The sequence below is a fragment of the Georgenia subflava genome (assembly GCF_009193155.1).
Taxonomy (GTDB): Bacteria; Actinomycetota; Actinomycetes; order Actinomycetales; family Actinomycetaceae; genus Georgenia; species Georgenia subflava.
Genome location: NZ_VUKD01000004.1, coordinates 158,579 through 176,098, shown reverse-complemented (window position 1 = coordinate 176,098; position 17,520 = coordinate 158,579). Strand labels below are relative to the sequence as shown.

18 protein-coding genes are annotated in these 17,520 nt (G+C 72.4%); 13 read left to right on the top strand and 5 right to left on the bottom strand.

The genetic code is table 11. From position 1 onward, the window contains the following. Positions 1 to 71: 71 nt before the first annotated feature. From GD748_RS14180 to GD748_RS14145, 8 genes are all read left to right on the top strand, one after another. Positions 72 to 1,976: an ABC transporter ATP-binding protein gene (locus tag GD748_RS14180; RefSeq protein ID WP_152196214.1), complete on the top strand. Its 1,905-nt coding sequence runs from the start codon at positions 72 to 74 to the stop codon at positions 1,974 to 1,976. A gap of 257 nt (positions 1,977 to 2,233) precedes the next feature. Next, positions 2,234 to 3,559, top strand: coding sequence for an MFS transporter (locus GD748_RS14175; RefSeq protein WP_152195873.1), 1,326 nt, complete (start codon positions 2,234 to 2,236; stop codon positions 3,557 to 3,559). Then, on the top strand, positions 3,559 to 3,954 hold the full coding sequence (locus tag GD748_RS14170; RefSeq protein ID WP_152195872.1) for a VOC family protein: 396 nt from the start codon (positions 3,559 to 3,561) through the stop codon (positions 3,952 to 3,954). The genes GD748_RS14175 and GD748_RS14170 overlap by 1 nt, the downstream gene beginning before the upstream one ends. Before the next feature lie 685 nt (positions 3,955 to 4,639). Continuing rightward, positions 4,640 to 6,616 (top strand): HNH endonuclease signature motif containing protein, encoded by a 1,977-nt coding sequence (locus tag GD748_RS14165; RefSeq protein ID WP_193312955.1) that lies wholly within the window; start codon positions 4,640 to 4,642, stop codon positions 6,614 to 6,616. Positions 6,617 to 6,909: 293 nt separating this feature from the next. Continuing rightward, positions 6,910 to 7,581: a DsbA family oxidoreductase gene (locus GD748_RS14160; RefSeq protein WP_152195870.1), complete on the top strand. Its 672-nt coding sequence runs from the start codon at positions 6,910 to 6,912 to the stop codon at positions 7,579 to 7,581. Next, positions 7,578 to 7,781 (top strand): hypothetical protein, encoded by a 204-nt coding sequence (locus tag GD748_RS14155; RefSeq protein WP_152195869.1) that lies wholly within the window; start codon positions 7,578 to 7,580, stop codon positions 7,779 to 7,781. Before GD748_RS14160 ends, GD748_RS14155 begins: the two co-directional genes overlap by 4 nt. A 131-nt stretch (positions 7,782 to 7,912) precedes the next feature. After that, positions 7,913 to 8,512, top strand: coding sequence for a hypothetical protein (locus tag GD748_RS14150; protein WP_152195868.1), 600 nt, complete (start codon positions 7,913 to 7,915; stop codon positions 8,510 to 8,512). A gap of 42 nt (positions 8,513 to 8,554) precedes the next feature. Then, positions 8,555 to 8,965: a methyltransferase domain-containing protein gene (locus tag GD748_RS14145; protein WP_226921456.1), complete on the top strand. Its 411-nt coding sequence runs from the start codon at positions 8,555 to 8,557 to the stop codon at positions 8,963 to 8,965. Positions 8,966 to 8,985: 20 nt separating this feature from the next. Here the strand turns inward: GD748_RS14145 and GD748_RS14140 are convergent, their stop codons facing one another. Continuing rightward, entirely contained in the window at positions 8,986 to 9,303 is a 318-nt protein-coding gene (locus GD748_RS14140) for a UBP-type zinc finger domain-containing protein (protein ID WP_152195866.1), read from the bottom strand. Between the two features lie 239 nt (positions 9,304 to 9,542). Between GD748_RS14140 and GD748_RS14135 the strand changes: the two genes are divergently transcribed. Beyond that, the gene (locus tag GD748_RS14135; protein WP_152195865.1) at positions 9,543 to 10,199 is read left to right on the top strand and encodes a pyridoxine/pyridoxamine 5'-phosphate oxidase; all 657 of its coding nucleotides are present in this window, start codon (positions 9,543 to 9,545) and stop codon (positions 10,197 to 10,199) included. Continuing rightward, on the top strand, positions 10,190 to 11,008 hold the full coding sequence (locus GD748_RS14130) for a maleylpyruvate isomerase family mycothiol-dependent enzyme (protein WP_152195864.1): 819 nt from the start codon (positions 10,190 to 10,192) through the stop codon (positions 11,006 to 11,008). The genes GD748_RS14135 and GD748_RS14130 overlap by 10 nt, the downstream gene beginning before the upstream one ends. Before the next feature lie 69 nt (positions 11,009 to 11,077). Here GD748_RS14130 and GD748_RS14125 read toward each other — a convergent pair whose 3' ends face one another. Continuing rightward, positions 11,078 to 11,311, bottom strand: a complete 234-nt coding sequence (locus GD748_RS14125) for a hypothetical protein (protein WP_152195863.1) — start codon at positions 11,309 to 11,311, stop codon at positions 11,078 to 11,080. A 167-nt stretch (positions 11,312 to 11,478) separates the two neighbouring features. On the opposite strand from GD748_RS14125, the gene GD748_RS14120 reads away from it, so the two are divergent. Next, positions 11,479 to 12,582 (top strand): FUSC family protein, encoded by a 1,104-nt coding sequence (locus GD748_RS14120; RefSeq protein WP_152195862.1) that lies wholly within the window; start codon positions 11,479 to 11,481, stop codon positions 12,580 to 12,582. Positions 12,583 to 12,645: 63 nt separating this feature from the next. Here the strand turns inward: GD748_RS14120 and GD748_RS14115 are convergent, their stop codons facing one another. Further along, positions 12,646 to 14,118 (bottom strand): glutamate-5-semialdehyde dehydrogenase, encoded by a 1,473-nt coding sequence (locus tag GD748_RS14115; RefSeq protein WP_152195861.1) that lies wholly within the window; start codon positions 14,116 to 14,118, stop codon positions 12,646 to 12,648. Positions 14,119 to 14,269: 151 nt separating this feature from the next. On the opposite strand from GD748_RS14115, the gene trxA reads away from it, so the two are divergent. Further along, complete coding sequence (gene trxA / locus GD748_RS14110; RefSeq protein ID WP_152195860.1) at positions 14,270 to 14,644, top strand: thioredoxin; 375 nt, start codon at positions 14,270 to 14,272, stop codon at positions 14,642 to 14,644. A 438-nt stretch (positions 14,645 to 15,082) separates the two neighbouring features. Here the strand turns inward: trxA and GD748_RS14105 are convergent, their stop codons facing one another. Beyond that, positions 15,083 to 15,445 carry a cupin domain-containing protein gene (locus GD748_RS14105; protein WP_152195859.1) on the bottom strand — a complete coding sequence of 121 codons (363 nt, stop codon included), beginning with the start codon at positions 15,443 to 15,445 and terminating at the stop codon, positions 15,083 to 15,085. A gap of 183 nt (positions 15,446 to 15,628) precedes the next feature. After that, a complete protein-coding gene (locus GD748_RS14100; RefSeq protein ID WP_152195858.1) occupies positions 15,629 to 16,180 on the bottom strand; it encodes a CGNR zinc finger domain-containing protein in 552 nt (183 codons plus the stop codon). Positions 16,181 to 16,269: 89 nt separating this feature from the next. Here GD748_RS14100 and GD748_RS14095 point away from each other — a divergent pair, with 89 nt between their 5' ends. Next, positions 16,270 to 17,490, top strand: a complete 1,221-nt coding sequence (locus GD748_RS14095) for an MFS transporter (RefSeq protein ID WP_226921391.1) — start codon at positions 16,270 to 16,272, stop codon at positions 17,488 to 17,490. Positions 17,491 to 17,520: the final 30 nt, after the last annotated feature.

Here is a 17,520-nt window from a genome sequence, read left to right as displayed (position 1 = left end):
CCGGCGTCGGGAAGAGGAGCTCGAGCCCGAGCTCCCACTCGACTTCGACTTCGACCTCGACCTCGACCTCGATGACGCTCCCGTACTCCGACGCCGATGCACCGCCATCCGAGGCCCATGCACCGCACTCCGACACCGATGCACCGCCGTTCGACACCGACGTCCCGGCGGCCCGGCTGAGGGATCTGCTCGGCTACTTGCGCGCCCATCGCAGCACCATCGCCGTTGTGGTTGCCCTGTCAGTCGTCGGCGCCGCTTTCAGCCTGGCCCAGCCGCTCGCCGTCAACGCGGTTATCGCCTCGGTCGGTGCCGGCGAGCCCTTCGGTGGCACCGTCGGCGTGCTGGTGGGGCTCGTCCTGGGCTCCGGCGTCCTCGGGGCGATCGGTCTCTACCTGCTCGAGCGCACCGCGGAGGGAGTCGTGCTGGACGCGCGCCGCGCGCTCGTGCGCCACCTCCTGCGGCTGCCGGTGCGCGAGTACGACGCCCGCCGCACCGGCGATCTCGTCTCCCGCGTCGGCTCGGACACCACCATGGTGCGCGCCGCGCTGACCGGCGGGCTCGTGGACGCCCTCGGCGGATCCCTGGTCTTCGTCGGCGCCCTGGTGGCCATGGCGATCCTGGACCCTGCCCTCCTGGGCATCACCGCGGCTGTCATCGCGGTCGCGGTGGTCGGCGTCGTGATCGCCTCGGGGCGAATCCAGGCCCTGACCCAGGCGTCCCAGGAGGCGGTCGGTGCCGTGGCCGCCGGCGTCGAGCGGGCACTGTCGGCCATCCGCACGGTGCGCGCCGCCAACGCCACCGAGCGTGAGGTCGCCCGCCTCGAGGCCGACGCGACCGACGCCTACGGCTTCGGCGTCCGCATCGCCCGGGTCGGCGCGGTGCTGTGGCCGGTCAGCGGCCTCGCGGTCCAGGGCGCGTTCCTCGGTGTCCTTGGCGTGGGTGGTTACCGGGTTGCGAGCGGCACGATCACCGTGGCCGACCTCGTCACCTTCATCCTCTTCCTCTTCATGATGCTCATGCCGCTCGGGCAGTTCTTCGGCGCCGTCACCACGGTGCGCTCGGCGCTGGGTGCGCTGGCCCGCATCCAGGAGATCCTCGACCTGCCCACCGAGGAGGACGACCCAGCCGCCGCACCACGCGCGGCGACCTCGGACACGAGCGCGTCCGGCGTCGGACCCGGACACGGTGCAGCGGGGCCGGGCGCCGCGGGCGAGCCCCTCGACGTGCCGCCCTCCCTCGAGCCCGCTGACGCGCTGCTCTCCTTCGACGACGTCACGTTCGGCTATCACCCGGCCCGCCCGGTGCTGCGCGGGGTGAGCCTGGTGGTCCCGCGCGGGTCGACGACGGCGATCGTCGGCCCGTCCGGGGCGGGGAAGTCCACGCTGCTCGCGCTGGTCGAGCGGTTCTACGAGCCCGACGGCGGAGCCGTGCGCCTGGCGGGCACCGACGTCCGCGAGCTCCCACGGGCGGTTCTGCGCGGCCAGATCGGCTACGTGGAGCAGGAGGCGCCGGTGCTCGCCGGCACCATTCGGGAGAACCTGCTGATGGCGGCACCGGCAGCCGACGAGGCGCGCTGCCGGCAGGTCCTGGCCTCCGTCAACCTTCTCGAGCGGATCGACGAGGTCCCGGAGGGGCTCGACGCCGTCGTCGGCGACGATGGCGCAGGCCTGTCCGGCGGGGAGCGTCAGCGGCTGGCGATCGCCCGTGCGTTGCTCGGGGCGGCGCCGTTGCTCCTGCTCGACGAGCCGACGGCGTCGCTGGACTCGCGCAACGAGCAGGCGATGCAGCACGCCATCCGGTCCGCAGCCGAGGGGCGCACAGTGCTCATCGTGGCCCATCGGCTAGCGACGGTGGCCCACGCGGACCAGATCGTCGTGCTCGACCGCGGCGAGGTGGTGGCCGCGGGCACCCACGAGGCCCTGCTGGGCTCCTCGCCGCTCTACCTCGAGCTGGCCCGGCACCAGCTGCTGGTCTGACGTGGGGACCGGCGGCCGGTGGGGTGTCGTGGCGGTCGTCGGCTGACGTGGCGGCCGGCGGCCGGCGGCCGGTGGGCTGCCGTAGCGGCCGGCGACCGGCGGGCTGCCGTAGCGGCCGGCGACCGGCGGGCTGCCGTGCTGAGCCTGCCGAGGAGGCACGCTGGAAATCCCTGGACGCCGGAACAGGTCCGGCCGCACCGTTGTTGTGACGGACCCGGCAGGCGCCACCACCGCGTCCCGGACGAAGCGAGGCGACCATGCGGCGCACGACACACCTCACGATCCGACGACGCCTTCGGCTGCCGAGGGCGGCACGTCCCTTCCTGCTCGCCCGCTACCGCCGACTCGCGGCGGCCCTGACCCTCTCCCTCCTCGGGACCGGGATGTGGCTCGTCGCCCTGGTCTGGCAGGTCATCACGCTCGGTGGCGGGCCGGTGGAGCTCTCCCGGGTGGCGACAGGCTCCGCGGTCGGCATGATCGGTGCGGTCCTCGTCGGCGGAGTCCTGGCCGACCGCGTGCCACAGCACTGGATCCTTGTGGGCGTCGAGCTCACCAAGGCGGTGCTCATCGGTGGCGTGGCCTGGCTCGCCCTGACCGGCACCCTGGAGATCTGGCACCTCGTGGTGGTCGCCTTCGTGGTCGGCGCCACCGAGGGCTTCTTCTACCCGGCGTACTCCGCGCTGCTGCCGAACGTGCTACCTGCCGAGCAGCTGCTCGCGGCCAACGGCGTCGAGGGCGTCCTGCGTCCGGCCATCATGCAGGCCGCCGGCCCGGCCGCGGCGAGTGCGGCCATCGCCGTCGCCTCTCCCGGCTTGGCGTTCGTCGTGGTCGCGGCGGCTCAGGTGCTCGCCGCCGGCGGCCTGATCCGCGTGGGTGCCGCACCGCTGCAGCGCACGGTCGGACGCGCCGGTCAGCACCCTGTCCGGGCGGTCGTCGATGACCTGCGTGAGGGTTTCGTCTACATGGTGCGCACCCCGTGGTTCCTGGCGACCCTGCTCTTCGCGACCGGCTGGGTGCTGCTCATGATGGGCCCGATCGAGGTGCTCCTGCCGTTCGCGGTGCGCGACCAGGCCGGCGGAGGGCCGGAGGCGTTCGCGCTGGTGCTCGCGGCCTTCGGCGTCGGTGGGGCGGTCGGCTCGATCGCCGTCGCCTCGTGGCGCATGCCCCGGCGCTACCTCACCGTGATGGTGCTGCTGTGGAGCGTGGGCGCCACGCCGATTGCGATCGTGGGTGTCACTACCCAGCTGTGGGTGATGGTCGCGGCGGTGTTCGTGATCGGCCTGACCAGCGGCGCGGCCACCGTCATCTGGGGCACCCTGCTGCAGCGGCGCGTCCCGCCGGCACTGCTCGGCCGCGTCTCCAGCCTCGACTTCTTCGTCTCGCTGCTGCTTATGCCGGTGTCGATGGCGCTGGCGGGGCCGATCGGTGAGGCCGTCGGGCTCCGGCCCGTGTTCCTGGTCGGCGGGCTGGTGCCGGTGCTCTTCGGCCTCGCGGCGGTCGTGCTGGCGCGGATGCCGCGTGACGAGATCGACCACCCACTCGACCCGGCGCCGGCACCGGCACCGGCCGCTAGTCTCGCCTGATGAGCGCCCGTCAGCTCCGCGTGGTCGTGGAGGCGGAGGACTTCGACGCCGCCGTCGCCTTCTTCCGTGACACCCTCGGGCTGCCGGTGGAGGAGGCCATCTCCTCCGACGGCGGTGCCGAGGTCGTGATCCTCGATGCCGGCCGGGCGACGCTGGAGATCGGGAACCCGGCTCAGAAGCGCCTCATCGACGACGTCGAGGTCGGCCGCCAGGTGGCACCGAAGATCCGGCTCGCGCTCGAGGTCGACGACGCCCGTGCCGCGACCGACGCGGCCGTGGCCGGCGGGGCTGAGCTCGTCGCACCGCCTACCCGCACGCCGTGGGATTCCCTCAACTCCCGCCTCCAGGTGCCCGCAGGCCTGCAGATCACTCTCTTCACCGAGGGCGCCCGCTGACCAGGACGAGGACGGCGGTGGAGTCGCCCGGCCCGCCCCGGGTGCCTCCACCGTCGCGTGTTGCCTCGGGTGCCCCCGCCGTCGCCGCCCCGGGTGCCTCCGCCGTCGCGTGTCGCCTCGGGGTGCCCCCCGCCGTTGCCGCCCCGGGTGCCTCCGCCGTCGCGTGTCACCTCGGGGTGCCCCCGCCGTCGCCGCCCCTGGTGCCTCCACCGTCGCGTGTTGCCTCGCTCCTGCCATGAGCTCCCGCCGTGCACGCGAGGGCACGGAGCGTGCCGGTGCGGAGGATTGATCCACTGCCTTTCGATGACGAGCAGGTCCGCTGATCGGTCGTGTGGTTCCGGGCAAGCAGTCGCTGCACGCCGGCGGCACGGCGGGGCGCCGGCGTGCACTCTTATCCACAGCTGTGACCTGCACTGATGCGCGTCTATCGCGCGATGTCAGTGCCCTCACATAGTCTCCAAACATCAGCTCGAGGACGTGCTGGGAGGTGGTCGAGATGGCTGGGCAGCCGAACGCGCTTCGTCCGTCAGCGACCACCGACGGGCCGGACATCCCTCGGGCCGGTTCGGACCAGGGTGGTACGGGCGCGGTAGCTCCTGCGGCCGCGCAGGGCCCGCTGGCGCTGCTGGAGGCGGTGCGAGGTGCCTCGACGGCGTTGCGCGGTCAGGCTCCGCACACTGGCGCGGTGGTGTGGGACCACGGTGAGCGAGCGTCGGTGATCTCCGGCCTGGATTCCCTGATCCAGGAGCTGACCCGCTACCGCGGTGGTGTGCTTCTCGCGCACCGTGAGGACGGCCGGTGGGGTTCGGCGCGGGATCGGGACTTCACGGACTGGCGGGCCCGGACCAGCGGGACGGGGCGCGGTTCCGCGATGGGTGAGCTGATGGTCGCCGAGGGTCTCGAGGCGATGCCCGAGGTCGCGGAGGCGGTCGATGCCGGTGAGCTGACGCTGGAGCACGCCAAAGCGCTGTCCCGGTTGCGGGCCGGCGCCTCGCAGGAGGTCAAGGCCGCGTTGGAGAACGGCGCGGCGGGTGAGCTGATCGAGCGGGCCAAGGCCAAGGACCTCACCGCTCCGGAGCTGGCCAAGGCCGCCAAGCAGGTCGCGGCCACGATCGACGCCCAGGCCGCCCAGGACTCCTTCGAGGCCACCTGGCGCCGGCGCTCGCTGACCACGGGCAAGACGGCCGGCGGACGGTCCGGGCAGTGGGTCCTCGACGAGATCTCCGGCCGGGTCGTCGAGACGGCGCTGGAGACGATCATGGGCAAGCCCGCCCTCGATGACGAGCGCACCCGCGGGGAGCGCATGGCCGACGCGCTGGTGACCATGTCTTCGCGGGTCCTGACGGTGGGCGCCGACCTCAACGGTGCCCAGGTCCGCCCGCACCTGGCGCTGCTGGTCGATCAGGAGACCTGGGCAGCGGCCCGGCGCCACCTCGGCGAGGTCGAGGACACCGTCGCCGCGGCGGTCGAGGCCACCCACGGCACCGGTGCCGCCTTCGGCCTCGGCCCCGACGGGCAGCCGCTGCGGGTCGCCGACCTCGAGGCCGACCGCACGGCCGGGCCGTGCGGTCAAACCCCGGCCGGCGCGGGCGCCGACGGCGCCACCGTGCCGCCGACGGGCGGTGTGGCGGGGAGGACCACACCGGGCGGCGCGGGCGGCTGCGAGGTCACCGCGTTCGGGCGGGCCGCTGTGCCGCGGCTGCCCGATGTGGCCCCGGCTGAGCTCGAGGACGGCACCCTCGTCCCGCTCGGTGAGCTCCAGCGGATCATGTGCGACTGCGAGATGACCCGGATCGTGCTGGATGCCGACTCCGTCCCCCTCGACGTCGGCATGACCCAGCGCACCTACACCAAGGAGCTGCGCCGCGCCGTGACCACGCGGGATCGGCACTGCCAGTGGCCGGGCTGCACCATCAAGGCGTCCTGGACCGAGGTGCACCACGTCATCTGGTACTCCCACAACGGCCCCACGTCCCTCGAGAACGGCATGTGTGCGTGCACGTACCACCACCACGTCATCCACCGAGACCACATCCGCGTGGTCCCCCTCGCGGACGGCTTCGCGTTCTACCGCCCGGACGGGACCATGGTCGGGACCACACACCGCCGACCCCGCCGACCCCATCGAGGCAGCACCCACGGCCAGGCCCCCGCCACCGACGAGCTCACCCCACCGAGCACCGGCGAGCACGAGCAGCTCCTGCGCGACTGGCAACAGGTCGCGAAGAGCAACGGACGACACCCACCCGAAACACCACCACCAACCCAGTCCGACGGCACAGCCCTGCCCTGCGCCGATGCCACGCCTCCGCCCAGGTCCGACGGCACAGCTCCGCCCAGGTCCGACGGCACAGCTCCGCCCGGGTCCGACGGCACAGCTCCGCCCGGGTCCGACGGCACAGCTCCGCCGAGCTCCGACCGCACAGCTCTGCCGAGTTTCGATGCCGCAGCTCGGCCAACACCCGGCGCTGAACCACTGGTGTCGTCCACCTGCGCGGACGAACTGCGGCCCGGCCGATTCACCGGCGAAGACAACCCGCCAGGCGGGGCACCCCCGCCCGCCAACCGGGTAGCGGAACCTGCCGCACCGAGCACACACTCGCTTCCCGCGACGCTCTGGGACGACTCGCTGCTCGAGCAACCAGCCGAACCGCCTTTCTGAGACCACGGAGCGATCGCCGACGGCATCGTTTGGCTGCCCGCAGGTCTCTCCGCCGCGGTGGAGCCGGAGCGGATTCCATCGTCGTCGCCACGTAAGTTCGTGCCTTGTCGCAACGAGCCCGTCCCGTCACGCATCGGATCGAAGCAGTCGGGTCCGAGGCCGACGTGGTGATCGCCCACGGCGCCGGAGGAGGCCCTGCTCCCGCGTCGACTTGCGTAGCCCCGTCAGCATGCCGCCCACCACATTTCGGAACGGTGCGGAATGTAGTTCGGCGGCACGCTGTTGCACGGGGCATGAGTGAGCCCATCTCCGTCCATGTCTGGTCCGACATCGCCTGCCCGTGGTGCTTCATCGGCAAGCGACGCTTCGAGAAGGGGGTGGAGCAGTTCGGTGGCGACGTGACCCTCGAGTACCACTCCTTCGAGCTGGCCCCGGACACACCGGTGGACTTCGAGGGCAGCGAGGTCGACTTCCTGGCCGGCCACAAGGGCATGCCGAAGGACCAGGTCGGGCAGATGCTCGACCAGGTCACGCAGCTCGCCGCCGCCGAGGGGCTGGCCTACGACTTCGACTCCGTCCGACACACGAAGACCCTCAAGGCTCACCAGCTGCTCCACCTCGCCAAGGCGAAGGGCATCCAGCTCGAGCTGATGGAGAAGCTCTTCTCGGCCTACTTCGAGCAGGGCAGGCACGTCGGGCACGACGACGACCTGGTGGCGATCGCCGTCGAGGCCGGCGTGGACGCCGAGGAGGCGCGCACCGCGCTGGCCGAGGAGACCTACGCCCAGGCGGTCCAGGACGACATCGCACAGGCCCGGGCCTATGGCATCAACGGCGTCCCGTTCTACGTCATCGACGGCAAGTACGGCGTCTCCGGCGCGCAGGCGCCCGAGACCTTCGCGCAGGTCCTCGGCCAGGTCGCCCAGGAGCGGGCCGGGCTGCCCGCCGAGGAGAGCGTGCGGTGACCGACCGGCCCACCACCATGCAGGTGGACGAGAGCACCGCGAGCGATGCCACCGCGCCGTCCGCGTCCTCACCGTTCCGGCCGCCGGTCGCCCTGACCTCGCTCGCCGGCCTCAAGATGGTGGACGCCGCCGACGCCGGCTTCTGCGGCCCGGACGGGTGCGTCCCCGCCGCGCCAACCGGGGACGCCGTAGCCGACTGACCGGCCGGTCCCAGGCCGCCGTGGCTGAGTGAGGTGGGCGCGCTGCCCTCCACAGGCCCGCTGCCCCGCCATCCGCTAGCGTCCGACACAGAGGCCGGATCCGACCGGCCGGCGGTAGCGAGGGAGCACCAGTGTTCGAGCGGTGGGAGAGCTTCCACCAGGAGGGCCGGAAGGTCGGCGCTCTCTGGCGCCGGTTCGACGACGGGGTCCTCAGCTCACGGATCGCGTTCCCCCTTGGCGACGGCCAGACCTACCGTGCCGAGTCAGTCATCACGTTCCAGGCCGACGGCGCGAGCTGGGCCTCCGCCTCCTACCGCCAGGAGCCCGGCGACGTCGCCTCCGCCCTGGCACGGACCGCGGCCGGGCTCGGCGAGGACAGCCTCCCGAGCTTCGGGGAGTTCATGCTCGTCCTCGACCTGATCGCCTCCGGCGGTGAGGCCGTGGAGTTCCAACGCCTCGACGACGCCGACCCCGCCGCGCGTCCCGCCCGCGCCGTGCTGACCTGGCAGGGCACGGAGAAGGTCGGTCTCGCCGACGGTCCCCGGGAGTGCCGGCGACTGGACCTGCTGGTCGACGGCGAGCGCGCGGGCTCGCACTGGGCCGACGCGGGCGGCGTGGTCAAGAGCGAGTGGGCCGGCGCCGTGTCGTACCCGGAGGCCACCGCGGACGACGCGCTGGCCGGGCTACCCCCTGAGATCGCCGACTTCGTCCGCAATGGCTTCGGCGGCTGACGGGCACCGATGCCTCAATCCCTCTCTCCGAGGTTGCGCGCAGTGGTCGATGCCTTGCCGCTCAGCCCCGGGCTCCGAGTCCTCGAGATCGGCGGCGCGCCGGGCAGCGCCGCCCGGGCCGTGGCGCAGCGGGTGGCACCGGGTGGGTACGTCTTGGTGGTCGACCGCTCCGGCGTCGGGGTGCAGCAGACCCTGCACAACGGCGCGAGCGAGGTGAGGGCGGGGTTGCTCGGGGCGCGCTGCTCAGCGATCGAGGAGTTCATGCTCGAGCCCGCGCAGGATCCGTTTGACCTGGCTTTCGCGTGCCGCGTCGGCGCCCTCGACGGTCGTTATCCCGAGTTGTTCGACACGGCGCTCGAGCGGATCCGTGCAGCACTGCGACCCGGCGGCCGGCTCTTCGTCGACACCGGCACGCCACTGCGCGAGGTACCGCTAGGACAGCGCGACGCGTGAGCCGAAGCCTGCCCCGGCTCCTAGCCGCTCGGGCTGGCCTGCTCGGTGTAGGACGGCGGCGGCGGAGCGCCCACGAGCTCGAACGTGAGCTTGTCGGCGTAGCAGTAGAACCAGCCCTCGCCGGGCTCGTAGGAGCGGATCACAGGGTGCCCGGTTGCGGCCGCGTGGGCACTGGCGTGCCGGTGGACCGAGGAGTCGCAGCAGCCCACGTGCCCGCAGGTCTGGCACGCCCGCAGGTGCACCCAGCGTGTGCCGGCGGCCAGACATTCCTCGCAACCCGGGGCGTCGGGCTCCACCGCGTCGTAGTCGATCAGATCGAGGTGGGAGCAGATGGCCATTGGACCATCCCCTCCCATCTCGGCGCTCCCGTCAAGGGGTAACGGCGCATGACTTGAGGTACCCGCACCGGCCCGGTCGCCCCTGCCGCCCGTCCTCACCCCGGCACCGGCCGAGGGACGGGCGACGGCAGCACCGGGGACGCACGGGGCGGTAGGCGGAAAAGCGCTTCCGTGGCATGCTCGGACGAGCCCGACGGCCGACCGGTGGAGCCGGCGACGCACCTCGTGAGGGGGACGACATGACCGAGCAGACGTACCGCGAGCGCCTTCGAACCCTGCCCGTCTTCCCGTCCGACCTGCCCGACCTCGACCCCGCGACGACCCCGGACGAGCCGGTGCCGCTATTCCGCACGTGGCTGGAGGACGCCGTCGCCTCCGGCACCCCTGCCCCGCACGCGATGACGCTCTCCACGGCGGCCCTCAGCGGGCACGTGAGCGCGCGGACACTGCTGCTCAAGGACATCGACGACGCCGGATGGCACTTCGCGACCCAGCGCGGCAGCCCGAAGTCCCAGGACCTGCTCGGCAATCCTCGGGCCGCGCTGACGTTCTTCTGGCCGGCTGTCGGACGGCAGGTGCGGCTCACCGGCGTCGTTCACGACGGCGGACCGGAAGCCGGTGCCGCCGACTTCCGGGCGCGCCCGGAGGCTTCGCGGGCCGCGACGCTCGTGGGCCATCAGAGCGAGCCGCTGGAGAGCCTCGAGCAGTACCGCCGCGCTCATGCCGCCGTCGTTGACCGGCTGCAGATCGAGCCGGAGCTGCTCGCCCCGGAGTGGACGGACCACTTCCTCGTGCCTGAGCACGTCGAGTTCTTCCAGGCAGCCGCGCCGGGCAACATCCGCCTGCGCTACCGCGCCGGTGCAGACGGCTGGACGAAGGAGCTGCTGTGGCCCTGACACCCGCCGGGTGCGAGTGCGCAACCCTCGTCGACGTCGCGGTCCGGGACTCCGCCGTCGCCCTGCGCACGGTGCTGGACTCGATGGAGCGCCTCGACGACGCCGCGGTCCGCGAGCCTTCCCACCTGCCGGGCTGGACCCGCGGGCACGTCCTTGCGCACATCGACGGGGTCGGGTCGGCGCTGGCCAGGCAGGCCGAGCGGGCGGCGGTCGGCGAGCGGGTGCCGGTCTACGACGGCGGCCGGGCGGGACGCGACGCCGCCATCGACGCGCACGCAGGCCGTTCCGCCAGGGAGCACCTGCAGGCTCTCCAGGCGCTCGAGAACCGGCTCCCGGCCGCGTGGCCCGAGCCGGGCTCGGCCGGCTGGGAGAACCCAGCGGAGTACCGCCAAGGCACGGTGGCCGACGCCGCCCTCGCCTGGTGGCGCGAGGTGCGCATCCACCTGGTCGACCTCGACGCCGGGGTGGGGCCCGGCTCGTGGGACAACGCCCTGTGCACGCACCTGCTCGAGTTCCTCGAGCCGCGTCTGTCCGACGCCGGCACGGTGATCCTCGTGGCGGACAACGCCGATGTCCGCCATGTCGTCACCGGCAACGGGAGCGACGTGGCGGTGGACGTGCACGGCACGCCCGACGACGCAGCTGTGACCGTGAACGGTACGCCCGACGACGCAGCTGTGACCGTCCACGGCTCGCTCCAGGACCTCACAGCCTGGCTGGCGGGCCGGAATTCCGCACTGCCCCGTGCGTACCGAGGCAGCGCAGGGGCAGAGCTGCCGGAGCTCGGCCCCTGGCCTTCGTCCCGATGACCCCTGTGCGGCCCGATAGGCACAGGTGCGTCCCGCCACCGAGCGGGTGGCGGGACGCGGCGGAGGCTCTCAGCCCTTGAGGCGGGCGGTGAGCATCTTCTTGCCCTGCTCAGCCCCCTTGCGGCTGTCTGCCTGGGCCTTGCGGAAGAACTCGGCGAGCTCGGAGTCGCCGTCTCGCTCGGCGTCCTGGATGTAGCCCTCCAGGCGTCGTGCGTTGTCGAGGCACGCCTGGGTGAACCACAGCAGGTTGTAGTCCTTGTCCTTCGTGCCGGTGACGTTGCCGGTCTCTGCGTTGCTCGTCATGACGAATCTCCAGACTCTCGGCGGAGCGGCCGGTGGGTGCCCGGCTCACCTCCGACCCTACGGACGGCCCGGCGAGCTCGCCGCTCGGACAGACAGCCCCTTGCCGAGCGGTCCCTGGTCCTGCGTGCTAGGACTGCAGCGGGGTACGGCGGAGGGAAGTGACGGCGGTGGCGATAAAGGGCACGGAGATCATCCACAGCGAGCCGGTCCGCCGTCAGGGGCGCATCCTGCGCGCGTGGGTTCGTCATCCTCGCGTCGCGCTCGCGATCCGCGGGGCACTGGCCGCGTCGATCGCCTGGTACCTCGCCCGGTTCCTGCCCGAACCGATGAGCGAGTATCCGTACTACGCCCCGTTGGGCGCGGTCATCGCCACGACATTCACGCTGGCCGGGTCCGTGCGGGAGTCGCTCCAGGCTGTGGCTGCCATCGCCATCGGTGGGACCATCGCCTACGTCGGCGACCTCGTGGCAGTGGAGTCCAGCCCCGTCACCGTGGCCGCTGTCGTCGCCCTCGGCGTGCTCGCCGCCGGCTGGGGCCGGCTGGGCTCCATGGCCAGCTGGGTGCCCACGGCCGCGCTCTTCACGCTGATCATCGGTGGCGGCGAGGCGTTCTACATCTGGGTCTACGGCGGGCTCATCTTCCTCGGCGGCGCCATCGGTATCGCGATCAACGCGATCTTCCCGTCCTTGCCCCTGGCCCCCCTGTGGGACGCGATCGAGGACATCCGCAATGCGCTGGCCGACCAGCTCGACGAGCTCGCCGACGGCCTCGATCACGACGAGCCGCCTGACACCGACCAGTGGAAGGGTCGTAGCCACGACCTCGCGGCGGTCCGGCGCGAGATGCGCTCGGCCCTGCAGGACTCCAACGACGCACGGCGCGGGAACCTCAGGGCCAAGCGGCACCTGGACGAGCTCCAGCGGCAGCGGCGTCACGCGGACTCCTTGGACCGGGTGGCGCTGCTCGTGGCAGATGCGACCGACCTGGTCACCACCGAGGAGAACGCCGGTCGGGAGCAGCTCGCGCTCGGGCGCGAGCTGCGGCCCCCGGCGGCGCGAGCTCTGCGTGCGCTCGCCGAGGCGCTGCGCAGCGTGGAGAACGACGCCGCCGACGAGGACGCCGTGGCGGAGACGCGGGCGGCGCTGAACGACCTCACCGACGCCATCGACCGGTCGCGGACCTCTGCGCCGGGGGGCGGGATCATGGCGGCGGGCAGTCTCGCCGTCGCGATCCGACGGTGCCTGGACCAGGTCCCCGGCACCGGGAACTGACGAGGCGTGGCGGGCTAGTTGAAATGCGGCGGTGCTGACGAGTCGCGGCGCGCCAAAGCAGGCCTACTGCCGGATCTGTCCGTCGCCCTCGACGATCCACGTGGTGGTGGTCAGCTCGGCCAGTCCCATGGGGCCGCGGGCGTGGAGCTTCTGCGTGGAGATGCCGATCTCAGCACCGAGCCCGAACTGGCCGCCGTCGGTGAAGCGCGAGGAGGCGTTGACGATCAGCGCGGCGGAGTCGAGCTCGGTGGTGAAGCGCCGCACGGAGGTCGTGTCCTTCGTGCAGATGACCTCGGTGTGGCCGGAGGAGTAGCGGCGGATGTGCTCCAGCGCCTCGTCGAGGGAGTCGACCACCTTCACCGCGAGGTCGTTGGAGAGGTACTCGGTCTCCCAGTCGGCCTCGGTCGCGGGCTGGAACCGCAGCGCCGGTGGTACCGCCGCAGCCGTCGCGTCGTCGCCGTGGATGGTCACGTCCTTCTCCCCCAGCGCCGCCAGGACCGCCGGCAGGAACTCCGGGGCGACGTCGCGGTGGACGAGCAGGGTCTCGGCGGCATTGCACACACCGGTGCGCTGGGTCTTGGAGTTCAGCACGATCGGCACCGCCTGAGAGATGTCGGCGGAGGCGTCGACGTACACGTGGCAGTTGCCGACCCCGGTCTCGATGACAGGCACCACGGACTCGCGCACGACGGTCTGGATGAGGTCGGCGCCACCGCGCGGCACCAGCACGTCGACCAACCCACGGGCGCGCATGAGCTCGACCGCCCCGGGGCGGCCGTAGGCGTCGATGGACTGGACCAGCTGGCGGGGCAGCCTCTGCGCCTCGAGCGCGTCGCCGAGGACGTCGACGATGACCTCGTTGGAGCTGGCCGCCGCGGAGCCGCCGCGCAGGATGACGGCGTTGCCGGACTTCAGTGCCAGCCCGGCCGCGTCCACGGTGACGTTCGGGCGCGCCTCGTAGATCATGCCGACGACGCCCATCGGCACCCGCACCTGACGAAGGCGCAGCCCGTTCGGCAGGGTGGAGCCACGGACGACCTCGCCGACCGGGTCGGGCAGGGCGGCGAGGTCACGCAGCGCCTCCGCGATGGCGCCGATACGGGCCTCGTCGAGCGCGAGCCGGTCCAGGAGCGAGTCCTTCATCCCGTTCTCGCGTCCGCGGGTGAGGTCGACGGCGTTGGCCTCGACGATGCGGGCGGCGTCGGCGATCAGCGCGTCGGCCATGGCGTGCAGCGCCGCGTCCTTGGTCGCCCGGGTAGCCGTCGCGAGCGTCCGTGCGGCGGTCTTGGCGGCTCGTGCGATCCCGGTGACGCCGGCGTGGGCGTCGTCGACCCCACCGCCCCCGGAAGTTTCGGCAACCGCAGAAGCACCGCTGGCCCCGGAAGCCCCGCGAGCCTCAGAGACGCCCGCAGTCTGCTCGGCTCCAGCACCGGCGGCGACGGAGCCGCCGTCCGACGCGAGGGTGTTCTCCGGGTCGGCGCACACGGATGAGTCGGTCGATCCGGTGGGCAGCACGCGCGCGTTGGTCTCCGTCATGCGGCCAGCGTAGACAGCGGCGACACGCCGCGGAAGGCGCCTGCTCACCTGGCGGGACGTCACCGCGGGCCGGCGTGCGGAATGTCTGGGCCGCTGAGACGTTGTACCCAGGGAAGAACACGTGAACCGACAGGTCCGAGGAGATCAACGCATGGCCACCAAGAACATCACGACCGAGGAGTTCCAGAGCACGATCAGCGAGGACGGCATCACGCTGGTCGACTTCTGGGCGGACTGGTGCGGTCCGTGCAAGCAGTTCGCCCCGATCTACGAGAAGGTCTCCGAGGCGAACCCGGACATCACCTTCGCCAAGGTCGACACCGAGGCGGAGCAGCAGCTCGCCGCGCAGCTCCAGATCACCGCGATCCCCACGCTGATGGCGTTCCGCGACGGCATCCTCGTCTTCTCCCAGGCCGGCGCGCTGCCGGCCAAGAGCCTCGAGCAGCTGGTCGACGGCGTCAAGGGGCTGGACATGGACGACGTGCGCAAGCAGGTTGCCGAGCACGAGGCCAGCCACCAGCACTGACGAGCCGAGCACCGGCGGGCCCACCACTGGGCCACGCGCACGGCGCCGGTCGCGCCGGTGCCGCACAGCACCGGTCGCACATACAGCTGAGCCGGAGGAGGACCCGTTCCCTGAGGGGGCGGGTCCTTCTGCCGTCTCGACGACGGACTGACGTCTCACCTTGCCGTCTCGACGGCAGACTGACGCCCCACCCAGCCGCCTCGACGACGGACTGCCGTCCCGACGGCACCCTGACGTCTCACCCAGCCATCTCGACGGCGTCCTGACGTCTCACCCAGCGGTCGCATCTCCTGCGCTAGCACGCGGCATCGTCGACGTCCCACCCGTCCCGGGCGAGCAGCGTGGTGACGGCGGGGTCGACGATGGCTCGCGGCGGCCTGCCCACACACGGCCGACCCGACCGCGTGGCCACTGCGCGTGGGATCTCGCTCGGCACCGTCAGGCGAGCGGGTCCGCCTCGGGCCCCTCCAGCCACTCGGTGACGAACGTGTCGTTGGCGTGGATGTTGGTCGAGACGAAGAGCTCCGGCCCGACGACGGCGAACTTGTGCGCGGTGAAACCAGGCACCACGATCACCTCGCCGGCCGCCCCGACGTGCTCGAGACCACCGACGGTGAACAACGCCCGTCCCGAATGGATGACGAACGTCTCGGCGTAGGGGTGCTGGTGGAGGTAGGGGCCTGCCCCAGGCACGTCTGTGCGCGTGAAGATGATGGAGACCCCGGCCTCGCAGCTACGCCCCTCCAGCTGGGAGAGCCTGCCGCCGTCGGCCCCGGCCGTGGCGAGCTCGATGATCTTCATGCCGAGCTCCTCTCTGAGTCGGATGCCCTCAGCATCTCAGGCCCCGCCGTGGTGGTCCTGGCGGGGCGCCCGACCCTGGTTCGGCAGTGCGGCGGCGACCCGAGAGGGCGGCACGGTCGGGACCGCGCGCTGTCAGGCGGGGGCGGTTTCAGGGTCGGACGCCATCAGTCGCAGGCGGTGCCGTCAGTCGGCGGCGACGGCCTCGCGCTGGGCCTGGCGACGGCGGTGCTCAGCCACCTTGTGCCGGTTCCCGCACCCGACGCAGCAGAACTTCTTGCGCCCCGCGGGTGAGCTGTCGGCGAACGCGTCGGCGCACTTGATGCCCTCGCAGAGGCCGAGGCGCTCCGCTCCCTGCACGTGGAGCCAGTTCAGGAGAGTCACGCCCATGGCGGCCCGCAGGGCGTCGGACCGGTCCGCGACCTCCCAGGCGATCGCGCCGTCGGCATCGAGTCGTGGCGTCGGCCGCGCCGGGGCGAGCAACGAGTTGATCACCGGCGCGACGTCGTCGCCGGCCTGCGCGGCGGCGAAGACCTCGTACGCCTCGGCAGCGAGGGTGTGGAGCGAGTCGGTCGACATGCTCGGCACCTCGCCGGCGCGCTCACCGAGCACCGCGGGCAGCTCGGCGTAGCCCTTGTCCTCGTCGCCGGCGGCGGCGCGAGCGGCCCGGGCGTAGTGGTTGACGACGTCGACCACCTGCACCATCTCGAGCCCCGGCACGCCGATCATAAGACCCATGGTAACTCTCATGCCCCGATGAGGAGGTTACGGTCGGGGTCCTTCCTGGGAGTCTCTGCCGCCCAACCTCGTTGCGTACGCTCGGGGGCGTGCCCCAGCCCACCCTCCAGGCGCGCCATGCCCGCGCCGCCGTCGCTGCCGTCTTTCTCACCAACGGCGCGCTCTTCGCCAACGTCATCCCGCGCTACCCGGCCATCAAGGCCGAGCTGGAGCTGAGCAACGCGGCCTGGGGCGCCGCGCTCGCGGCATTTCCCCTCGGGGCTCTGATCGCCGGGCTCTTCGCCGCCACCCTGATCACGCGGCTGAGGTCTTCGCGGATGGCCGCTGTGGGCATCGTCGCCCTGGCCGTCGCGCTCCTCGGCGTCTCGCTCGCCCCGACCGCCGTGATCCTGGCGATGGTGTTCTTCCTCGCGGGTGCCATCGACTCGGTCGTGGACGTCGCCCAGAACGCCCACGGCCTGCGCGTCCAGCGCCTCTACCGGCGCTCGATCGTGAACTCCTTCCACGGCCTGTGGAGCGTCGGCGCCGTCATCGGCGGACTCATGGGTGCGGCCGCGGCGGGCCTGGACGTGCCGATGACCGTGCACCTGACCGTCGCGGCGGTGATCTTCAGCGCCGTCGCGCTCGTCGCGTACCGGTCCCTGCTACCCGGCCCGGAGGATGCCGAACGACGGTCGGCCGAGCCGACGGCCGACCCCAACGCCTCCGCACCGCCTCGCCCCCGCGGGCTGGGCTCCGTGCCCCGGGCGAGCGTCCTCGCCCTGGCCGTGCTCGGCCTCCTCGCCGTCTCCGGCGCGCTGGTGGAGGATGCCGGCAGCTCGTGGAGCGCCATCTACATGCGCGGCAGCCTGGGGGCCGACGCCGCGACGGCCGGCCTGGCGTTCGTGGCCCTGTCGGTCGCGATGACCGTGGGCCGACTGACCGGCGACCGCGCCGTCGACCGCTTCGGTCAGGCCACGGTCGCCCGGCTCGGCGGCCTGCTGACCGCGGCGGGCATGGGTCTCGCCCTGGCCGTGCCGACCATCCCGACGACGCTGATCGGGTTCGCCGTGGCCGGCCTGGGCGTCGCCACCCTGATCCCGGCGGCGTTCCAGGCCGCCGACGAGGTGCCGGGACTCTCGAGCGGGGTCGGTCTCACGGTGGTCAGCTGGCTGCTGCGGGTCGGATTCCTCCTCTCGCCGCCGCTGGTCGGCCTCATCGCCGATGCGACGTCGCTGCGCGTCGGCCTGCTGCTCGTCGTCGCCGGCGGCGTCGCGACCTTCCTGTGCGGAGGCGTCCTGGCGGGCCGCCGCGAGCGGTCGCACCTCTGACGCGAGAGGCCTGAGCGTCGCACCCTCCGC

Excerpts from the sequence above, each read along its gene's own strand:
- GD748_RS14180 (WP_152196214.1), top strand. The coding sequence starts at position 72 with ATGACGCTCCCGTACTCCGACGCCGATGCACCGCCATCCGAGGCCCAT.
- GD748_RS14175 (WP_152195873.1), top strand. The coding sequence starts at position 2,234 with ATGCGGCGCACGACACACCTCACGATCCGACGACGCCTTCGGCTGCCG.
- GD748_RS14170 (WP_152195872.1), top strand. The coding sequence starts at position 3,559 with ATGAGCGCCCGTCAGCTCCGCGTGGTCGTGGAGGCGGAGGACTTCGAC.
- GD748_RS14160 (WP_152195870.1), top strand. The coding sequence starts at position 6,910 with ATGAGTGAGCCCATCTCCGTCCATGTCTGGTCCGACATCGCCTGCCCG.
- GD748_RS14140 (WP_152195866.1), bottom strand. The coding sequence starts at position 9,303 with ATGGCCATCTGCTCCCACCTCGATCTGATCGACTACGACGCGGTGGAG.
- GD748_RS14135 (WP_152195865.1), top strand. The coding sequence starts at position 9,543 with ATGACCGAGCAGACGTACCGCGAGCGCCTTCGAACCCTGCCCGTCTTC.
- GD748_RS14125 (WP_152195863.1), bottom strand. The coding sequence starts at position 11,311 with ATGACGAGCAACGCAGAGACCGGCAACGTCACCGGCACGAAGGACAAG.
- GD748_RS14115 (WP_152195861.1), bottom strand. The coding sequence starts at position 14,118 with ATGACGGAGACCAACGCGCGCGTGCTGCCCACCGGATCGACCGACTCA.
- trxA (WP_152195860.1), top strand. The coding sequence starts at position 14,270 with ATGGCCACCAAGAACATCACGACCGAGGAGTTCCAGAGCACGATCAGC.
- GD748_RS14105 (WP_152195859.1), bottom strand. The coding sequence starts at position 15,445 with ATGAAGATCATCGAGCTCGCCACGGCCGGGGCCGACGGCGGCAGGCTC.
- GD748_RS14100 (WP_152195858.1), bottom strand. The coding sequence starts at position 16,180 with ATGGGTCTTATGATCGGCGTGCCGGGGCTCGAGATGGTGCAGGTGGTC.